The 19615-nt window shown below is 68.1% G+C and carries 17 protein-coding genes; 6 read left to right on the top strand and 11 right to left on the bottom strand.

Annotated features, from left to right (window positions below; all coding sequences use genetic code 11):
• Genes KQ304_RS07670 through psbZ form a run of 4 tightly spaced genes read right to left on the bottom strand, consistent with a single transcriptional unit; the run spans position 1 to position 2320 of the window.
• Positions 1-828: an ABC transporter permease gene (locus tag KQ304_RS07670; RefSeq protein WP_259736505.1), complete on the bottom strand. Its 828-nt coding sequence runs from the start codon at positions 826-828 to the stop codon at positions 1-3.
• Between the two features lie 3 nt (positions 829-831).
• Positions 832-1626, bottom strand: a complete 795-nt coding sequence (locus tag KQ304_RS07665) for an ABC transporter ATP-binding protein (RefSeq protein ID WP_259736504.1) — start codon at positions 1624-1626, stop codon at positions 832-834.
• A gap of 8 nt (positions 1627-1634) precedes the next feature.
• The gene (gene ribH / locus KQ304_RS07660; protein WP_259736503.1) at positions 1635-2126 is read right to left on the bottom strand and encodes a 6,7-dimethyl-8-ribityllumazine synthase; all 492 of its coding nucleotides are present in this window, start codon (positions 2124-2126) and stop codon (positions 1635-1637) included.
• Positions 2127-2131: 5 nt separating this feature from the next.
• Positions 2132-2320: a photosystem II reaction center protein PsbZ gene (psbZ, locus tag KQ304_RS07655; protein ID WP_255107321.1), complete on the bottom strand. Its 189-nt coding sequence runs from the start codon at positions 2318-2320 to the stop codon at positions 2132-2134.
• Between the two features lie 181 nt (positions 2321-2501).
• Here psbZ and mutS point away from each other — a divergent pair, with 181 nt between their 5' ends.
• The gene (gene mutS, locus KQ304_RS07650; RefSeq protein WP_399228807.1) at positions 2502-5264 is read left to right on the top strand and encodes a DNA mismatch repair protein MutS; all 2763 of its coding nucleotides are present in this window, start codon (positions 2502-2504) and stop codon (positions 5262-5264) included.
• Here the strand turns inward: mutS and KQ304_RS07645 are convergent.
• Positions 5234-5896, bottom strand: coding sequence for a precorrin-8X methylmutase (locus tag KQ304_RS07645; RefSeq protein WP_259736502.1), 663 nt, complete (start codon positions 5894-5896; stop codon positions 5234-5236). The genes mutS and KQ304_RS07645 overlap by 31 nt on opposite strands.
• On the opposite strand from KQ304_RS07645, the gene holA reads away from it, so the two are divergent.
• From holA to KQ304_RS07630, 3 genes are read left to right on the top strand one after another with little or no spacing between them, the layout of a single operon-like run.
• The gene (gene holA, locus KQ304_RS07640) at positions 5889-6857 is read left to right on the top strand and encodes a DNA polymerase III subunit delta (protein ID WP_259736501.1); all 969 of its coding nucleotides are present in this window, start codon (positions 5889-5891) and stop codon (positions 6855-6857) included. The genes KQ304_RS07645 and holA overlap by 8 nt on opposite strands.
• A 31-nt stretch (positions 6858-6888) precedes the next feature.
• A complete protein-coding gene (locus tag KQ304_RS07635) occupies positions 6889-8694 on the top strand; it encodes an aspartate kinase (RefSeq protein ID WP_259736500.1) in 1806 nt (601 codons plus the stop codon).
• 8 nt (positions 8695-8702) lie between these two features.
• A complete protein-coding gene (locus KQ304_RS07630) occupies positions 8703-10019 on the top strand; it encodes an exopolysaccharide biosynthesis polyprenyl glycosylphosphotransferase (protein WP_259736499.1) in 1317 nt (438 codons plus the stop codon).
• Positions 10020-10062: 43 nt separating this feature from the next.
• Here the strand turns inward: KQ304_RS07630 and uvrB are convergent, their stop codons facing one another.
• The 3 genes from uvrB to KQ304_RS07615 all read right to left on the bottom strand — a co-directional run bounded on the left by uvrB (position 10063) and on the right by KQ304_RS07615 (position 13479).
• Positions 10063-12069, bottom strand: a complete 2007-nt coding sequence (gene uvrB, locus KQ304_RS07625) for an excinuclease ABC subunit UvrB (protein ID WP_259736498.1) — start codon at positions 12067-12069, stop codon at positions 10063-10065.
• 131 nt (positions 12070-12200) lie between these two features.
• A complete protein-coding gene (locus KQ304_RS07620) occupies positions 12201-12632 on the bottom strand; it encodes a phage holin family protein (protein WP_259736497.1) in 432 nt (143 codons plus the stop codon).
• A 91-nt stretch (positions 12633-12723) separates the two neighbouring features.
• Entirely contained in the window at positions 12724-13479 is a 756-nt protein-coding gene (locus KQ304_RS07615) for a DUF561 domain-containing protein (RefSeq protein WP_259736496.1), read from the bottom strand.
• Positions 13480-13494: 15 nt separating this feature from the next.
• Between KQ304_RS07615 and tilS the strand changes: the two genes are divergently transcribed.
• Positions 13495-14589 carry a tRNA lysidine(34) synthetase TilS gene (gene tilS, locus KQ304_RS07610; protein WP_259736495.1) on the top strand — a complete coding sequence of 365 codons (1095 nt, stop codon included), beginning with the start codon at positions 13495-13497 and terminating at the stop codon, positions 14587-14589.
• Complete coding sequence (locus tag KQ304_RS07605) at positions 14586-15047, top strand: hypothetical protein (protein WP_259736494.1); 462 nt, start codon at positions 14586-14588, stop codon at positions 15045-15047. Before tilS ends, KQ304_RS07605 begins: the two co-directional genes overlap by 4 nt.
• 31 nt (positions 15048-15078) lie before the next feature.
• Here KQ304_RS07605 and KQ304_RS07600 read toward each other — a convergent pair whose 3' ends face one another.
• The 3 genes from KQ304_RS07600 to KQ304_RS07590 form a co-directional block, all read right to left on the bottom strand.
• Complete coding sequence (locus KQ304_RS07600; protein ID WP_259736493.1) at positions 15079-17100, bottom strand: ribonuclease J; 2022 nt, start codon at positions 17098-17100, stop codon at positions 15079-15081.
• A gap of 109 nt (positions 17101-17209) precedes the next feature.
• A complete protein-coding gene (dapA, locus tag KQ304_RS07595; protein WP_259736492.1) occupies positions 17210-18076 on the bottom strand; it encodes a 4-hydroxy-tetrahydrodipicolinate synthase in 867 nt (288 codons plus the stop codon).
• Between the two features lie 68 nt (positions 18077-18144).
• Positions 18145-19230, bottom strand: a complete 1086-nt coding sequence (locus KQ304_RS07590) for an aspartate-semialdehyde dehydrogenase (RefSeq protein WP_259736491.1) — start codon at positions 19228-19230, stop codon at positions 18145-18147.
• Positions 19231-19615 lie beyond the last annotated feature (385 nt).

Raw genomic sequence — 19615 nt, 5'->3', positions numbered from 1 at the left:
TCAGACCCAAAGGGGGAGTCGATAGCGAAGCCGCTTCAGGGCCCACACCGCTAGCAGCACCCCAAGTCCATTGATGCCCAAGGAGAGAAGCTCACGACCAAAATTCAGCTGACCATCAATCAAGGCATTCCGCACAGGTGCAAGAGCCTGGTAGAAGGGGTTGAAGTCAGCAAGAATGCTGAGTCTGCCAAGCCCTTCACGCTTGTAGAGGATCGGGGAAACAAGGAAGAGCAGCTGCAGAAGAATCGGCATCAGCTGGGCAAAATCCTTGAAGCGCGCTCCCAGCACCGCCATCAACACAATGATCCAGAAGGAGAACAGCGACAGATTCAGCATCGGCAGCCAGATGTACTGAACCGCGTTCCGCAACAGTCCGGGATCCACGAAGGCAAAGGCCACCAGGATCACCACGAACGCCTGGACAAAGGTCTGCAACTGGAAGGCCCATTCCTCCAGGCAATAAAAAATGCTCGGCAGCGCATTATTCACCAGCTGGTCGCGGCGCAGCGTGAACAGGGTGCTGCCGGCCAACGACGACATGCTGATCAGTCCCCAGATCGTGATCCCGAAACCGAGAAAAATAATGTAGTTGAGTGGGTCGGGCACCTTGAGCACGGTGCTATACACCACCCCCAGCACCGCCACGCTGAGCAGGTTGCTCAGGCCCATCCAGAAGCTGCCTAGCGTGGTGCGGCTGAAGCGCGCCAGAGTTCGAAGCCAAGCGCTGTACCACCAGGCGCGCGCCGTACGACAGGCATAGAGAAGTCCATGGCCCGTGGCCGGCTTGGCCTGGCGCAGGCCCATGTCACTCGGCAGCGGCGTCTGCATCGCTCAGTCCAGCCCCTGGGTGTAGGCCTCGATCGCCTGCTCCAGGGGGCCATCAAACACCAGGTGGCCATGTTTGAGCACGAGCCCCCGGCTGCAGAACTGAGCCAGCAGATCGTTGGAATGGGAGGCCAGGATCAGGGTACCCACCTCCCCAAGAAAGCGGGTCAGCTGGTGCCGTGCCCGGGAGAGGAACCACTGGTCGCCGGCGCCGATGCCCTCGTCGAGGGCCAGGGCCTCATGGCGAAAGGCTGTGAGCAAGCCGAACTGAAGGCGGGTGCGCATGCCGTCGCTGTAGGTGCGGATCGGCAGATGGATGAAATCGGCCAGTTCGGTGAAGGCCGTGAGTTCCTCCAGGAAGCTGTTGAAGCCCTCGATCGTGTTGCGATTGAGCAGGTAGTGGGCCCTGGCGGCGTGTCGGCCACTGAGGTCGGTGTCAACCCAGAAGCCTTTGTTGATCAGCGGCACCACCTGCCCGTGGCGACGGATCCGGCCGCTGCTGGGCCGGTACACATCACAGAGCAGCCTCAGCAGCGTGGACTTGCCGGCGCCGTTGTGCCCCAGCAGGGCCACCCGCTCGCCTTTGTTGATCGTGAAGCTGAGGTCATTGAGGGCGCGAACCGACACCCCACCGCTCCGGCCCCTGTTCAGCAGACCGCCAGTCAGGCCACCCACCAATGCGGCCTTAAGCGAGCGGCTGCCGACGCCCTCCACCGGGATGTCGAGGCAGACCCCATCCAGCTCAACCAGCGGCTGATCGCTGATGACAGCAGGGGACCGCTGGTCGACAGGGATCGCCAACCTGTCACTCACAGGGCCGCCACGGTCGGCAACACCTGCATCAGGCTGCCCATCTCCAGGGCCTGGAGGGCATAGCTCCAGCCCAGGTTGCTCTTGATGCCGGCCCGCTCCAGGGCCTGCTGCATGGTGTCGGTGGTGAGAACACCGAAGATCACCGGCACACCGGTGCTGCGCGAGACGGCCGCCACCCCCTTGCTCACCTCGGCGCAGACGTAGTCGAAGTGGGGGGTGTCGCCCTTGATCACAGCGCCGAGGGTGATCAGCACCTGGTAGCGACCCGTGGCCGCCAGGCGCTGGGCCACCAGCGGAATCTCAAAACTGCCGGGAACCCAGGCCAGATCGAGCTGCTCGCTGCTGGGGCTGGTGTCGATGCCGTGGCGGGAGAGAGCATCCAGGCAGGCACTGAGCAGCTTGGCGGTGACCAGATCGTTGAAACGACCCACCACGATGCCGATGCGCAAGCCGCTGATGTTGGTGAAGCGGCCTTCAAAAACGGTCAATGGACTCAGGCCACGAAATAGCTCATGCCCCAGTTGAGCAGCACCAAGGCCACCCAGGCGGCGCCGCCCAGCAGGATCAGCCGATTGGAGCGACCGCTGTCCTCGGTGCTGGCGTAGAGCACCGGGACCGCAACCACGAGGGCAAACGACATCACCACCAAGGCCAGAACGGTGAGGGTGTTGAGGATCTGCATGGTTGGGAGGGCGGAGTGCGCGGTCCCTGGCACGCGGGCCGGGGCAGGCAGTGGCTGGATTCTCCCATGGGGCTTCCGGGGTTTCCGCGCCCATGGCGGGCTTCCTTCACAAGTTGTGGGCACCAACCGGGAGTGGGCACCGGCGGACCCTTCTACGATCACCCCAGCCCCTGAGCACGCCGTGGCCGCGCCGCCGGAAGAACAGCTCTCGCTGGTGGCTGCCCTGGGCCTTGAAGCCACCCCCGCCCGAACCACTCCGGCAGCGGCCCCAGGCGACGAGAGCGATGACGAGCTGGTGGCGGAGGCCGCCGCCCGGCCCAGGCTGCGGCCGGCGAAGGCGGCTGATCTGTCATCAGACGGCCCTGAGCCGTCGATGGAATCTGCTGAGCCAGTGCAGGCCGCCGAGCCCACGGACCCCGCTGACGCCCTGCCCCCCTGGCATCACCACAGCCTGGTGGATCCGGAGGCGCTGCCGCCGGTGCTGCGCCACTACGTGGAACTGAAGCTGGCCCACCCCGAGCGGGTGCTGCTCTACCGCCTCGGCGATTTCTACGAGTGTTTCTTCGAGGACGCCATCCGGGTGTCGCGGCTGCTGGAGCTCACCCTCACCGGCAAGGAGGGGGGCAAACGCATCGGGCGGGTGCCGATGGCGGGCATCCCCCACCACGCCGCCGAGCGCTACTGCGGCGAACTGGTGCGCCGCGGCCTCGCCGTGGCCCTCTGCGACCAGCTGGAGAGCACCCCCGCCCCGGGCGCCCTGCTGCGGCGGGGGATCACCCGCGTGCTCACCCCCGGCACCGTGCTGGAGGAGGGGATGCTGGCGGCGCGGCGCAACAACTGGCTGGCGGCGGTGGTGCTGGAGCAGGGCCAGTGGGGGCTGGCGGTGGCTGATGTCAGCACCGGCGACTTCCAGCTGCTGCAGCGCCAGGGCAGCGATCTGCTGCACCAGGACCTGCTGCAGCTGCAGCCGGCCGAGCTGCTCTGGCCCACTGCGGAGTCCGGCGAGCCGGCCTGGGCGCCGCAGTCGATTCAGCGCACCCAGCTGCCGCTTACCCCCTTCACCCTGCCGGAGGCGCGCCGCACCCTGCTGGAGCGCTTCGAGCTCGCCAGCCTTGAAGGCCTGGGCCTGGGCGAGGCACCCCTGGCCCTGAGGGCCGCCGGCGGCCTGGTGCGCTATCTCGATGACACCCAGCCCGCCAGCGACGACCCAGCTGACGCCAGCCCCGGCCGCATCCCCCTGGATCGGCCCAGCCTTCAGCAGCGCGGCGATCAGCTGGTGCTCGATGCCCAGACCCGCCGCAACCTGGAGATCACCCAGACCCAGCGGGATGGACAGTTTCAGGGGTCGCTGCTCTGGGCCCTCGATCGCACCATGACCGCCATGGGCGCCCGGGCGCTGCGCCGCTGGCTGGAGGCCCCTCTGATGGACCTTGGGGCGATCGAGCGGCGCCAGGAGGGCATCGCTGTGCTGGTGCAGCAACGGCCCCTGCGCCTCGCCCTGCGCCGGCTGCTGCGGCCCATGGGCGATCTGGAGCGCCTGTCGGGCCGGGCCGGGGCCGGCAGCGCCTCCGCCCGCGATCTGGTGTCCCTCGCCGATGGACTGGAGCGCCTGCCCCGCCTCGCCGCCCTGCTGGAGCCCGCGGCCGCGGCCGTGTTCGCTCCCCTGCAGCAGGCCGAACCAGAGCTGGCAGAGCTGGCGGCCCTGGTGCGCCACACCCTGGTGGAGGCCCCACCGCTCAGCCTCAGCGAGGGGGGCCTGATCCACGACGGCGTCGATGGCCGCCTCGATGGGCTGCGCAACCGGCTCGATGACCAGGACCAGTGGCTGGCGGCCCAGGAACAGGAGGAGCGCCGCCGCAGCGGCATCCCCACCCTGCGGCTGCAGTTCCACCGCAGCTTCGGCTACTTTCTCTCGGTGAGCCGGGCGCGGGCCGAGCGGGTGCCCGAGCACTGGATCCGCCGCCAGACCCTGGCCAACGAGGAGCGCTTCGTCACCCCGGAGCTCAAGGCCCGCGAAGGCCGCATCCTGCAGCTGCGCGCCCGTGCCGCCCAGCGGGAGTACGACCTCTTCACCCGGCTGCGCCAGCAGGTGGGGGCGCTGGCCGCCCCGATCCGCCAGGCCGCACGAGGCGTGGCCGGCCTCGATGCCCTGGCGTCGCTGGCGGAGGTGGCCGCCTGCTTCGGCTACTGCCGGCCGCAACTGGAGCACAGCCGCTGCCTGCAGGTGGAGGCGGGGCGGCACCCGGTGGTGGAGCAGCTGCTGGTGGAGGAGTCGTTCAGCGCCAACGATCTGCACCTGGGGGAGCCGGGCCGCCCGGACCTGGTGGTGCTCACCGGCCCCAATGCCAGCGGCAAGAGCTGCTACCTGCGCCAGAACGGGCTGCTGCAGCTGATGGCCCAGATCGGCAGCTGGATCCCGGCCCGCTCAGCCCGCTTGGGCCTGGCCGATCGCATCTTCACCCGGGTGGGGGCCGTCGATGACCTGGCCAGCGGCCAGTCCACCTTCATGGTGGAGATGGCCGAAACCGCCAACATCCTTCACCACGCCACCGACCGCTCCCTGGTGCTTCTCGATGAGATCGGCCGCGGCACCGCCACCTTCGATGGCCTCTCGATCGCCTGGGCGGTGGCGGAGCACCTGGCGGCGGGGCTGCGGGCCCGGGCCGTGTTCGCCACCCACTACCACGAGCTCAACGAACTGGCCACGCTGCTGCCAGGCGTCGCCAACTACCAGGTGCTGGTGGAGGAAACGGGCGACCGCCTGCTGTTCCTGCACCAGGTACGTCCGGGCGGCGCCAGCCGCAGCTACGGCATCGAGGCGGCCAGGCTGGCGGGCGTGCCGCCCGAGGTGGTGCAGCGGGCCCGCCAGGTGCTGGGGCGGATCGAGGCCAACAGCCATGTGGCCGTGGGTCTTCAGGCCGTGGGCCCCGGGACCGCGGCCTGATTCAGCCAGGCCCGGCGCAGCAGGGCGTTGCAGCTGGCCCCCACCAGACCGGCCCCACCCTTGCTGCCCTCGAGCCGGATCTGGGGCCACCCACTGGCCGCCAGCCGCCGCTTGCTCTCGGCCACTCCCACGAAGCCCACCGGCATGCCGATCACCAGGGCCGGCCCCTGGCTGCCGCCCGGCTGATCCAGCTGATCCAGCAGGCGCTCCAGGGCGGTGGGGGCACTGCCGATCAGCACCACCGCACCGGGGCAGGCCGCCAGGGCCGCCGTCATGCCCTCGGCGCTGCGGGTGCCGCCGGGGGGCGCCACGGCCGGGGCCCACTCGAGGATGCAGCGGACCGGATTGGCGAAGGTGCGCCGGGCCATCGGCGCCACGGCCGCGGCCGCCATGGCCGTGTCGGTGAGGATCACGGCCCCCGCAGCGAGGGCCTCCAGGCCCAGGCCGCAGGCTCCGGCGCTGAAGCGCAGATCGGCGGCGATGGCCAGATCACCACTGCTGTGAACCAGACGCTCCAGCAGCTCCTGCTGCACGGAGTCGAGATCTGTGGGACCCAACCACTTGCGGATGCGCCGCACACTTTCGCTGAAGATCGGATGATCCAGATCCAAGCCAGGCTGCTCCATGCCCATCCATCTCTACTGGGGTGACGACGAGGCCGCCAGGACCCGGGCGATCGACGAGCTGATCAAGAGGGAGGTGGACCCGGCCTGGCACAGCATCAACCTCACCCGCCTCGATGGCTCAGACGCCGCCCAGGCTGCCCAGGCCCTGAGCGAAGCCCGCACCCCGCCCTTCGGCAGCGGTGCCCGGCTGGTGCTGCTGCAACGCAGTCCCTTCACCAGCCCCTGCTCCGCCGAGCTGGCGGGCCAGCTGGACGCCTGCCTGGAGCTGATTCCCGAGAGTTGCCACCTGGTGTTGGTGAGCAGCGGCAAACCCGATGCCCGCCTGCGCACCACCAAGGCGCTGCGGCAGCAGGCCCTGGAGAAGAGCTTTCAGCTGCCCTCGGCCTGGGATGGGGCCGGCCAGGTGGAGCTGGTGGCGCGCACGGCGAGAGAACTGGGGGTGAAGCTGGCGGCGGGGGCGGCGGAAGCCCTGGCGGAGGCGATCGGCAGCGACAGCGCCCGGCTGAGCAGCGAACTGGAGAAACTGGCGCTCTACAGCGGCGAAGCCGCGGTTCAGGTGACGGCGGTGGCGGCCCTGGTGGGGGGCCACAGCACCACCAGCCTGGCGGTGGGGGATGCCCTGCTGGAGGGGAATGCGGGCGCGGCGATCGCCCTGCTCGACGACCTGCTGCAGGCGGGGGAGCCGGCCCTGCGGCTGGTGGCCTCGCTCACCAGCCAGGTCAGGGGCTGGCTGTGGGTCAGCTTGCTGGAGAGCCACGGCGAGCAGGACGTGGCCGTGATCGCCAAGGCCGCCGGCATCGGCAACCCCAAGCGCATCTATGTGATGCGCCGGCAGATCCGCGGGCGCCGCCCCGCCCATCTGCTGACCCTGCTGGCCCAGGTGCTGGAGGTGGAAGCCATGCTCAAACGGGGCGCCGAGGCCTCTGAGGCCTTCCGCGATGGGCTGCTGCTGGCCACCGGCCGATAATCGCGACATTCCATCGCATCCGCCGAGCGGCATGGCCCTGCTGGTTCAGAAATACGGAGGAACTTCCGTCGGCAGCGTGGAGCGGATTCAGGCGGTGGCGCAGCGGATCGCCGCCAGCCGCGAGCAGGGCCACGACCTGGTGATCGTGGTCTCGGCCATGGGCCACACCACCGATGAGCTCACCTCCCTGGCGCGGGCACTCTGCCCTGAGCCTCCCCAACGGGAGATGGACATGCTGCTGGCCACGGGCGAGCAGGTGTCGATCGCCCTGCTGGCCATGGCCCTGCACAGCATCGGCGTGCCGGCCGTGTCGATGACCGGGCCCCAGGTGGGCATCGTGACCGAGTCGGCCCACGGCCGCGCCCGCATCCTTGAGGTGCGCACCGAGCGGCTGCGCAAACGGCTCGACGATGGCCAGGTGGTGGTGGTGGCCGGCTTCCAGGGCACCAGCAGCGGCAGTGCCGGCACGCCCGAAATCACCACCCTGGGCCGGGGCGGCTCTGACACCTCAGCCGTCGCCCTCGCCGCGGCCCTCGGGGCCGACGCCTGCGAGATCTACACGGATGTGGCCGGGGTGCTGACCACCGACCCGCGCCAGGTGAGTGATGCCCAGCTGATGGAGGAGGTGAGCTGCAACGAGATGCTGGAGCTGGCCAGCCTCGGCGCGGCGGTGCTGCATCCCCGCGCGGTCGAGATCGCCCGCAACTACGGCGTGCCCCTGGTGGTGCGCTCCAGCTGGAGCGACGCCCCCGGCACCCGCCTCACCAGCGGCAGTCCCCGGCCGATCGGCAGTGAGGGGCTGGAGCTGGGCCGTCCGGTGGACGGAGCCGACCTGGAGAGCCAGCAGGCGGTGCTCGCCCTCACCCGGGTGCCCGACCATCCCGGGGTGGCGGCCCTGCTGTTCGAGGCCCTCTCGGCGGCCGGGCTGAACGTGGATCTGATCGTGCAGGCCACCCATGTGGGGGCCAGCAACGACATTGCCTTCACCCTCTCGGAGAGCGAGCTGGAGGCGGCGCGCGAGGTCTGCTGCAGCCTGCTTCAGCAGCTGGATGTGGAGGAGAGCGCCCTGAGCACCCAGGGCGGACTGGCCAAGCTCAGCATTTCCGGAGCCGGGATCATGGGGCGCCCCGGCATCGCCGCGCGCCTGTTCGACACCCTGGCCCGCTACGGCATCAACCTGCGCATGATCGCCACCAGTGAGGTGAAGGTGAGCTGTCTGGTGGAGGGCAGCCAGGGGGGTCGGGCCCTGCGCGCCGCCGCCGAGGTGTTCGAGCTGCAGGAGCACCAGCTGCGCCAGAACCCTCTGCCCTGCGATGTGAGCGACCCGGCGGTGCGCGGCGTGGCCCTCGACCGCCACCAGGCGCAGGTGGTGGTCCGCCAGATTCCCGATCGCCCCGGCACGGCCGCCGCCGTCTGCCGGGCCCTGGCCGATGCCGGCATCAGCCTCGACACCATCGTCCAGTCGGAGCGCACCCACGGCTCGGGCCCTCAGCTCAGCCGCGACATGAGCTTCACGCTGCGTCGCGATGACCTCAGCCGCGCCCGCCTGGCCCTGCAACCGGTGCTCGCCCCCTGGCCTGAGGCCAGCTTCGAGGAAGGCCTGGCCATCGCCCGGGTGAGCGCGGTGGGCGCGGGCATGCCCTGCACCCACGGCACCGCCGCCCGCATGTTCCGGGCCCTGGCGGAGGCCGGGGTGAACATCGAGATGATCGCCACCAGCGAAATCCGCACCAGCTGCGTGGTGGCGGAGGCCGATGGGGTCAAGGCCCTTCAGGCGGTGCATGCCTGCTTCGAGCTGGGCGGCAGCGCGCCCGCGGCGCTGGAGGCCACGGCCTAGTGCACTGGTTGCGCCATCGCGGCTGGCTGGCCCTGGCGGCGGGCCTTGATGCCCTTGGGGTCTGTCTGTTCGCGGCCTGGATCGATCGTGAGCGCGCTGGTTTCCTCAGCACTCAGCTGGGCCTGCTGGCGATGCTGGTGGCGATCTATCTCAGCCTCGGCTGGCTGTTCGGGTCCTTCACCCTGGTCAAAATCCGACGACTGCGCTGGGACCAGCTGGTGCTGCGTCTGGCCATCACCAGTGCCACCACCATCGCCACCGGCGCCGTCCTGGGCTGGTTGCTGCGCGCCCCGCCCGAGGTGACGCTGCTGCACCGAGGCAGCCTGTTGCCGCTCTTCACCCTGGCGGCCCTCTGGAGTGGGGGTGTGCGGCTATGGCTGCGCCGGCTGGCCCACTCCACCCAGCAGGACCCCTGGATCATCGTCAGTCTTCCTGGCGAGCAGGAGGCGATCCGGGCTGAATGGGAGCGCATCGGCGCCCTGCGCACTCCATCCATCCATGTGTTGGCCGAAGGCTGCAGCCAGCTGGAGAGCAGGCCCGGCAGCAGTGGACTCGCGCTCAGCCAGGGGGTCCTCAATCAACCCGATGGGCTCGACTCCTGCTCCCGGATCCTGGCGGAAGGCCGACCGATCACGTCGCTGGCCCTGGCCGCCGAGAAGGAGCTGCAGCGCATCCCACCCCGCTGGGTCGGGGATCAGTGGCTGCTGTTCTCTGATCGCCGAGAGCAGGGCGGTGGCAGCTTCGAGCGGCAGCTGAAGCGCTATGCCGATGTGATGGTGAGCCTGCTGCTGCTGCTGCTCTGCGCTCCGCTGCTGGCCGTCGCCGCCGCCTTGATTCGTCTGAGCGACGGCGGACCGGTGCTCTACCGCCAGTGGCGCACGGGCCTGCAGGGCAAGCGCTTTGAGGTGATCAAACTGCGCACGATGGTCTCCGATGCGGAGGAGGAAGGGGAGGCGATCTGGTCAGGTCCGAACGACAGGCGCATCACGCCGGTGGGCCACTGGCTGCGGCGCACCCGACTCGATGAGCTGCCCCAGCTGATCAACGTGCTGCAGGGGGAGATGAGCCTGATCGGACCACGGCCGGAGCGGCCGGAACTGGAAACGGACCTGGAGCGCTGCATCCCCAACTACCGGCTGCGCCACTGGATCCGGCCGGGCCTGAGCGGCTGGGCCCAGGTGAACATGCCCTACACCTCCACACTGGAGGACGCTGAACTGAAGCTGAGTTACGACCTTTTCTATCTGCGCAACGGCAGTGTCTGGCTGGACCTGCTGATCCTGCTCAAGACGATCAAGATCGTGCTCAAGGCCGCCGGCCGCTGAGCCTGGGCGCGGCTCGGAGCAGCGGCGGAAGCAGGCTCTGCTCTCAGGTGCGGCCCACCAGTTTCTGGCGCAGCTTCTTGATGCGATCCCGCAGGTTGGCGGCCTCCTCGAATTCCAGATTCTTGGCGGCGGCCTTCATCTTGTCCTCCAGCTCCAGGATCAGCTCCGGCAGGGCATCGAGGGGCACCATCGCAAACGATGCCGGCTCAGCCTCAGCGGCGGGTGCCTCATCCTGGGCGCGCCTGGACACCTCCAGGAAGCTGAGGATGGCATTGCCAGCCCGCTTGCCGGCGGGGCTGGGGGTGATGCCGTGGGTTTCGTTGTAGGTGTGCTGAATCGCCCGACGCCGCTCGGTTTCGGAGATGGCACGCGCCATCGAATCGGTGAGATTGTCGGCATAGAGCAGGGCCGTGCCGTCCACATGGCGGGCCGCCCGGCCGATGGTTTGGATCAAGGAACGCTCCGCCCGCAGGAATCCCTCTTTGTCGGCATCAAGGATCGCCACCAGAGACACCTCCGGCAGATCCAGCCCTTCCCGCAGCAGGTTCACCCCCACCAGGGCATCGAATTCACCATTGCGCAGATCCTGGATGATCTCGATCCGCTCGATCGAATGGATTTCCGAGTGCAGATAGCGCACCCGCACGCCATTTTCAGCGAGGTAATCGGTGAGGTCCTCGGCCATTCGTTTGGTCAGGGTGGTGATCAAGGTGCGCTCGTCCCGCCCGGCCCGCAGGCGGATTTCGCCGAGCAGATCATCCACCTGCCCCTCGCTGGGGCGCACCTCCACCACCGGATCCAGCACCCCTGTGGGGCGGATCACCTGCTGGGCCACATGGCCGTGGCTCTGGTCCATCTCCCAGGTCCCGGGGGTGGCTGACACGAAGATGGTCTGATGGGCCTTCGACCAGAACTCCTCGGCCTTGAGCGGGCGGTTGTCGGCGGCGCTGGGCAGCCGGAAGCCATGCTCCACCAGCACCTGCTTGCGGGCCTGATCACCGTTGTACATGGCATGGAGCTGGGAGCAGGTGACGTGGCTCTCATCCACCACCAGCAACCAGTCATCGGGGAAATAATCAATCAGGCACTCCGGTGGTGTGCCGGCCTGGCGTCCCGCCAGGTGGCGGGCATAATTCTCGACGCCATTGCAGTAGCCCACCTGCTGCAGCATCTCCAGGTCGTAGGTGGTGCGCTGCTCCAGGCGCTGGGCTTCCAACAGGCGTCCCTGGCCATGGAGAACCTCCAGGCGCTGATGCAGTTCATCGCGGATGGCGGCGATCGCGGATTCTAGCCGATCCTTGGGTGTGACGAAGTGTTTGGCCGGGTAGATATTGATAGCTTCGAGGCTCTGGAGGATTTCGCCGGTGGTGGGATCGACATAGCGAATCGCCTCCACCTCATCTCCGAACAGTTCAATGCGCACCAGCCGATCTTCATAGGCGGGGCCGATCTCGAGCACATCCCCTTTGACGCGGAAGCGGCCGCGGCCCACTTCAATGTCGTTGCGGGCATACTGGTTATTAACCAGCTCGCGCAGGGAAGTGCGCAGGTTGAGGGCCTCGCCCACCTGAAAGCGCACAGCTGCCTTCAGGTATTCGGAAGGGATACCAAGACCATAGATGCAACTGATCGAGGCCACCACGATCACATCCTGCCGCTCGAACAGTGAGCGGGTGGCGGAGTGCCGCAGCATATCGATCTCTTCGTTGATCGATGCTGTTTTGGCGATGTAGGTATCGGAGACCGGCACATAGGCCTCCGGCTGGTAGTAGTCGTAATAGGAAATGAAATATTCGACCGCGTTGTTCGGGAAGAACTCCCGCAACTCATTGCAGAGCTGCGCCGCAAGGGTCTTGTTGTGGGCCAGCACCAGGGCCGGGCGGCCGGTGCGGGCAATCACATTGGCGATGGTGAAGGTTTTGCCTGTGCCTGTGGCCCCCAGCAGGGTCTGGTAGCGCTCACCGGCATCAACACCCTCCACGAGGGTCTCGATCGCCGTGGGCTGATCGCCCTTGGGCTCATAGGGAGCCTGGAGCTCAAAGCGCGCCATGGGCTGCTGGATCCAGGTGATCCCTGGTCAGACACAGCCCTGATCCTAGGAATCAGCCATGGTCTGCGTTCGCTGCCCGGCAGGAAAGGTCCTGAGGCAGGCAACAACTACAGCGCCCCCAGGGCGAACCCTCAGGCCACACCCATCGACGCGCTGAGCGCGGCCGCCGCCCGGGTGAAGCTCACATCGAGACCGAGCCAGCCCAGGATCAAGGTGCTGAGCACGCTGTAGACGATGGCGCCCAGGGCCGCACTGATCAGGCCGTTCTTGAGCCGGAAGCCCTGGATCAACCAGGCCGCCAGGGCAAACAGCACGATCGTGATCACCCAGTTGTAGACAGCGGTGATCGGCGTGATCATCCCGCCCAGGCTGGTGAATGCCCAGGGGAGCGCCAGCAGCAGCTTCAGTGGCCAGAGCAGCAGCGTTCCCAGCAACCCGATCACGGCTGCGGACAACAGAGCGGTGCCGAAACTGCTGAACTCCACTCCGAGGGGCAAGGCGCCCACGATCAACAGCACAACAGCGCGGATCGGCCATTGCAGGAGCCAGATGAACGCGCCCATGGGAAAGGAAACAACCGGTGTTCAAGACTAAACAAAGCCCCCTGAGTTGGCCAAGGCAGGGGTGCGGAACCGTCACAGGCAGCAGGTGGCCTCAGCCCACCGCCACCGGCACAGCCGCCAGGGCCTCACGCAGACTGCGCACCACCGCCACCATCGCCAGCTCGTCGTCGAGGCGGTTCACGGCCGAGCCCACTCCGACGCCATGGGCGCCGGCGGCGATGGCCATGGGCAGGGTGACCGCCGAGAGGCCGGAAGCGCAGAGCACGGGAATCTCCACCGCCCGGCTGATGGCATGGGCCGCGGCCAGGGTGGGCGCGGCCTTCTCGATCAGGCCCAGGAGCCCGGGGCTGAAGGGACGGGCACTGGTGCCTCCTTCGGTCTGAATCAGATCGGCGCCGGCAGCGGCCAGATCGATGGCCAGCTGCTGCTGCTGATCGAGGGGAAGAACATGGGGCACCGTGACCGAGAGCACCACCTGCGGCAGCAGCTGCCGGGTGCGACGGGTGAGGGCCAGCACCTCCTCGGCGCCGAAGATCCGCCCTTCGGGATAGAACGAATCGAAATTGCCGATCTCCACCATCGCGGCACCGGCGTCCACGGCGGCGGCGAACAGCTCAGGATCCACGGCCGAAACGCACACCGGCAGGCCCGAGACCCCCGCGGCCAGGCGAACGAGGGCCGGATCGCAGGCCACATCGAGCAGGTCGGCGCCAGCGGCACCGGCGGCCCGGCTGATGCGCTCCACGCTGGACGCCTCGAAGTTGGCCAGGCCGCTGATCACTTTCAGCAGCCGCCGGGAATGCAGCGCCGCTTGCAGGGGGGCGGGCAGGCTGGTGAGGCGCGACATCGGCGAACAGGGCATGTGTTAGCGATCCTCCCATGGGGTCCCCTGCAGCAGCGGCTGCATCGGCGCCTGCTGGCAGACCCCCAGCTGCTGCCCAGGGGGGAGCGGCTGCTGCTGGCCGTCTCCGGTGGCCAGGACTCGATGGCTCTGACGGTGCTGCTGCTGCAGCTGCGGCGCCTGCACGGCTGGGAGCTGCAGCTCTGGCACGGCAACCACGGCTGGCGCGCGGAAGCGGCTGATCAGGCCAGGGAGCTGGCAGCCTGGGCCACCGGCCTGGGCCTGCCGGTGCTGCTGGAGGAGGCCCCCGCTGGGGCAGCCGGCACCGGCTGCGCTGGCGGCCGTGAAGCGGCTGGGCGCCGCTGGCGCTACGAGCGATTGAGTCAGCGGGCCCTCAGCCTCGGCTGCTCGCGGGTGGTGAGCGGCCACACAGGCAGCGACCGGGCCGAGACCCTGCTGTTCAACCTGGCCCGGGGCTGCGGCCTGCGCGGGCTGAGCAGCCTGCGCAGGCGGCGACCCCTCAGCGGCAGCCTCGAACTGGTGCGCCCCCTGCTGGACTTCTCGCGGGCGGAAACCGCGGCCTTCTGCGCGCAGCAGCAGCTGCCCCTGTGGCTGGATCCCAGCAACCATGATCCCCGCTTCAGCCGCAACCGTCTGCGCCAGGAGGTGCTGCCGGTGCTTGAAGACCTCCACCCCGGGGCCTGGCGGCGCCTGGGGGACCTGGCCGAGCGCCTGGAGAGCACCCAGGCGCTCAGCGAAGAACTGGCGCTGCTGGCCCTCACGGCCCTGCAGGCGCCCGCGGCTGCCGGGGCCACAGGCCAGCCTCAGCAGAGGCCGACCCTGCAGCGCCAACGGCTGAATGAGCTCTCCGCCAGCAGTCAGGGCCTGCTGCTCAATCTCTGGCTGGAGCGCAGCGCCGGGCTGCGACTGGGGGGGCGCTGCCTGGAATCGCTGCGGCGCCGCTTGCCCCTGGAGCAGGGGCCTGGCAGCCTGGACCTACCCGGAGGGAACAGCCTCTCCTGGGACCGGCAAAGCCTCTGGCTGCAGCCGGAATCCAGCCAGCACGCGGACCGATCCGACCCTGGTGAACCCGGAGCCACCTCCCCCGAGCCATGACCACCAGCGGCTTCGATCAGGACTACAGAAGCGTGGAACTGACCTACAGCCAGGGGCGCTTCACGGAGGCCCTTCAAGAGGGCCTGACCCTGCTGGAGGGCACAGCACTGGAGGCCAGTGATCCCCAGATCCTGCGTCTGCAGTTGCTGCTGGGGCACATTCATTTCTACGGGTTGCACCAACCGCTCGCCGCTGGCGCCCTCTATCGCCAGGTCCGGGACGCGGCCAGCGGCGGGAGCACCTTCAGCGATCTGGCTGGCGAGGGACTGGCGCTCTGCCAGCAGAGCGCAGCGGCGGGCCTGGATCCAGCGCCTCCAGACAGCGGCCTGGACGAGGTGCGGGTGGAGGTGCTGGAGGAGCTCCACAGCTCCGGGCGCGATGGCGAAGGCCTCAGCCGCTTCAGCCCCGAGGAGGAAGCCGAGCTGGCCAAGGGTCGGCTGCGGGTGGTGCTGGGCTGAGCGGCAGCGGGGCCGCCCAGCCCACAGCCGTTCAGCCGGCGGCGGTGGAGCGGCGGCGACGCACGCGGTTGGCGGGCATTTCCGGCTCTTCCTGCTTGACCGGAGCCACCTGGGCCGCGGGTGCACTGACAGGGGTGGTGACAGCCACAGCCACAGGTGCCGGGGCCGGGGCCGCAACAGCCACAGCACCGGAGCCCACAACCCGCTGGGGAGCCGCGTGATTGCGGATCACCGGCTCACGACCTGAGCTCTCGCGGCGACCACCGCGGGGCGCCGGACGGCTGTCGGGCTCGGCATCGGCACGGCCCTTGTAGGCCGGGGTGCCGGCCGGAGCCGGCTGCACCAGGCAGATGATCAGCGGCTCCACCTGCAGCTCTCGCCGCAAGCGGCGCTGCAGACCCACTTCGATCTCCCGTTGCACACCCACCCAGTCCACCTCGGGGGCCGTGCCACCGGTGTTGCGGGCCAGCTGATTCCAGCGGTTGTCCAGCACCCAGCCGATCTCCCGCTCAGCCCAGACCGAGAGCCGGCGGGCATCGGCGGTGGTGACCACACCACGCAGGTTGACCCGCGGCGGAGCGCCCATGACGCCATCGGTGCTGATCACGGTCAGCAGGGTGATCACGCCGTCTTCGGCCAGCTGCTGGCGTTCCTTGAGAACGCGGTTGTCGACGATGCCGTTGCGGGAGGCATCCAGCAGCTCGATGCCGGCCTTGACCGGATCGCCCTTGTGGATGGTGGTGGGGGTGAGCTCCACCACATCACCGTTGTCGATGATCAGCATGTTGTCGGCGGGAATTCCCATCGACTGGGCCGTGCGTGAGTGGCACACGAGCATGCGGTGCTCGCCGTGGACCGGCACGAAGAATTTCGGCCGGGTGAGGGCCAGCATCAGCTTGTGGTCTTCCTGACAACCATGGCCCGACACGTGGATGCCTTCGCCCTTGCCGTAGACCACCTTGGCTCCCATCATCATCAGCCGATCGATGGTGTTCACCACTGAAATGGTGTTGCCGGGGATCGGGCTGGCGGAGAAGATGATTGTGTCGGTGGGTTTGACCTGCACCTGGGGGTGCTCACCGCGGGAGATGCGGCTGAGGGCCGCCAGGGGTTCGCCCTGACTGCCGGTCATCAGCAGCAGGGTTTCGCGATCGGGAAGATCGCGGATCTGCTTGATGGGCACGAACAATTCATCGGGGCAGCGGATGTATCCAAGCTCGCGAGCCTTGGCGATCACGTTGAGCATGGAGCGACCCAGCAGGCCCACCTTGCGGCCGTGCTTCATGGCCAGCTCCAGGATCATCGAAACCCGGTGCACCGAACTGGCGAAGGTGGTGACGATCACCCGACCTTCGGAATTGGCGAAGTGGCGGTCGAGGTTCGGGAACACCGAGCGCTCGGGCGGGGTGAAGCCGGGCACCTCGGCGTTGGTGGAGTCACTGAACAGGCAGAGCACACCCTGTTCGCCGTAGTGAGCCATCCGCTGGATGTCGAAGTACTCGCCATCCACAGGGGTGTGGTCGAACTTGAAGTCGCCGGTGAAGATCACCACACCCACGGGAGTGGTGATTGCCAGGCTGAAGCTATCGGCAATCGAGTGGGTGTTGCGGATGAACTCCACCTGGAAGTGCTGGCCCACCTTGACCACATCCCGAGGGCTCACCGTCTGGATGATGGTGCGGTCGGTGACGGCAGCTTCCTCCATCTTGCCCTGAAGCATCGACATGGCCAGCCTCGGGCCATAGATCACAGGGATGCTGAAGTTCTTGAGGTGGTGGGGAATCCCGCCGATGTGATCTTCATGACCATGGGTCACGATCATGCCGCGGATGCGCTTCTGGTTTTCACGCAGATAGCTGGTGTCCGGCAGCACGACGTTGACACCGTGCATGCCATCACTGGGGAAGGCGAGGCCGGCATCCACCAGCATCAGCTCATCGCCATACTCAAAGACGCAGGTGTTCTTGCCGATCTCATGCAGACCACCCAGGGGGATGACCCGCAGGGCAGGCTGTTTGTTGGTGGGGGCGTTTCGGGTGTTGCTTGGGCTCATGGGGTTGGAATCGAAGGATTGAAGAAAAACTGAACGGAAACGGAGCGGAAACAGAGTGTTGCTGTTGCGAGAACTCCAGGCCGCACTGCGCTGGAGCTAAGCCATGGCGTCAGGTAGGACGCAGGGCAGCCAGGGCGGAGGTCAATCGGGCACGGACGTCGCTGTCGGCGGAGACCAGGGGAAGACGGGGGGCGCCCACGGGCCAGCCCTCCAGCTCAAGGGCCGCTTTGACGGGAATGGGATTGGTGGTGGCGAACAGCGCCCGGCAGAGGGGCAGCAGGCGTTCGTGCAGGGCCAGGGCCGCGGCCAGCTCGCCGGCCAGAAAGGCGGAGATCATGCGCTGGATCTCGCGTCCCACCAGATGACTGGCCACGCTCACCACACCGACGGCACCCACCGCCAGCATCGGCAGGGTCAGGGCATCATCGCCGCTGTAGATCGCCAGGCGGTCGCCGCAGAGCAACCGCAGCTGGCTGACCTCATCGGTGCTGCCACTGGCGGCCTTGTAGCTGACCACGTTGGGGAGATCAAGCAGGCGGGCCGTGGTGGCCGGCTCAAGGCTGCAGCCGGTGCGGCCCGGGATGTTGTAGAGCATCACCGGCAGCCTGGGGGCCGCCTGGGCAATGGCACGGAAATGGGCTTCGAGGCCTTCCTGGGGTGGCTTGTTGTAGTACGGAACCACCACCAGGGCCCCATCGGCGCCTTCATCGGCCGCCCGTCCGATCGCTTCGATGGCCTCGGCTGTGCAATTGCTGCCCGTGCCGGCGAGCACCAGGGCCCGGCCCGCCACGGCCCGCTTCACCGCTTCAAACAGCTCGTGCTGTTCCTGCCAGCTCAGGGTGGGCGACTCACCGGTGGTCCCGCAGAGCACCAGCCCGTCGGAGCCGTGGTTCACCAGATGCTCAGCCAGGCGTGAGGCCAGATCGAGATCCACCGCACCATCCGGACTGAACGGGGTGACCATCGCGGTCAGCATCCGGCCGAAGGGCGGTTGTGGTTGGCCCCTGCTGGGCTGCGCCGCGCCGAACTGTGCTGCTGTGGTGCTCAAACAGCACCTCGGGCGGCTGAAGTGACTGGGGACTGCGCCAGTTGGGCCGACTCCAGCAGCACTTCGGCGATCTGGACGGCATTGAGGGCCGCCCCCTTGCGGATCTGGTCGCCACAGAGCCAGAGCTCCAGGGCATTGGGGTCGCTGAGGTCCTGGCGAATGCGCCCGATGGCCACCGGATCGCGACCGGTGACATCGGTGGGCATCGGGAAGCGGTTGGCGGCGAAATCCTCCAGCAGCTCCACCCCTGGGGCCACCGCCAGCAGCGCCCTGGCCTCCTCGACCGGGAAGGGTTGCTCGAACTCAATGTTCACCGCCTCGGAGTGGGCCCGCAGCACCGGCACCCGCACACAGGTGGCCGAGAGCCGCAACTCCGACAGAGCCATGATTTTGCGGGTTTCATGCAGCATCTTGAGCTCCTCTTCGCAGTAGCCGCTGGGCTGCAGGGGGGAGTTGTGCAGGAAAAGATTGAACGCCAGGGAATGGGGCAGCACCTCACTCAGCGGCTCGCCGCCATCCAGCACGGTGCGAGTGAGCGTGCGCAGTTCCTCCATCGCCCGGGCACCGGCACCACTGGCCGACTGGTAGGTGCTCACGACCACGCGGCGGATCGGACGGCGGGCCTGAAGGGGCGCCAGGGCCAGGGTGAGCAGGATCGTGGTGCAGTTGGGGTTGGCGATGATGCCCCGATGGCCCAGAGCCGCCTGGGGATTGACCTCCGGCACCACCAGCGGCACCTCGGGATCAAGGCGGAAGGCACTGGAGTTGTCGATGACCACCGCGCCCGCCGCCACCGCCACCGGCGCCCAGCGCCGTGAGATCGAGCCACCAGCGGAGGCCAGCACCAGATCCACCCCCTCAAAAGACGCGGCATCGACGACCTGGATCGTCAGCTCACGGCCCTGCCACGCCACCTGGCGGCCGGCGGAGCGCTCCGAGGCCAGCAGCCGCAGTTCACCCACAGGGAAGCGGCGCTCCGCCAGCAGGGCGAGCAACTCCTCTCCCACAGCTCCGGTCGCACCGAGCACCGCCACCGTCAGGGGACGACTGGGGAGAGGTGGGAGAGGAGCGGTGTTTGACAACGGCGGAAAAGGGTGAAAGCGCTGGTGGTGATGGCTGGTCCAGGAGCACGCCCAGGACTACGACGTGAGCTCGGCTGGAAGCGGACGCCATGGCCGCAGGGAAGCTGAATCAGCTGGGGCCGGAGGGACCCTTAGGGAGGGATGTGCCCTGGAGAAAAGGGCTGGATGGAAAGGGCGGGAGGCTTGCAGAGGAACGGGAAGATCTGGGGAGAGCCTGGGCCAGCGTCACGCTCCGTGGAGCGGAGGAGGCTGTGCGCGCTGGACCTGAGGCTCGGAAGGGAACCCTGTGGTCCTGGTGGCTATCAACGACCACATGTCGTTGTGCACACAATACGCTGCCTGGGCTGCCGACGGGTCCTGCGGATCGGCCGGAGGGCGAGTTCAT

The sequence above is a fragment of the Synechococcus sp. CS-1329 genome, from assembly GCF_025128055.1.
Taxonomy (GTDB): Bacteria; Cyanobacteriota; Cyanobacteriia; order PCC-6307; family Cyanobiaceae; genus Regnicoccus_A.
This window is presented reverse-complemented; position numbering and strand designations above follow the sequence as displayed.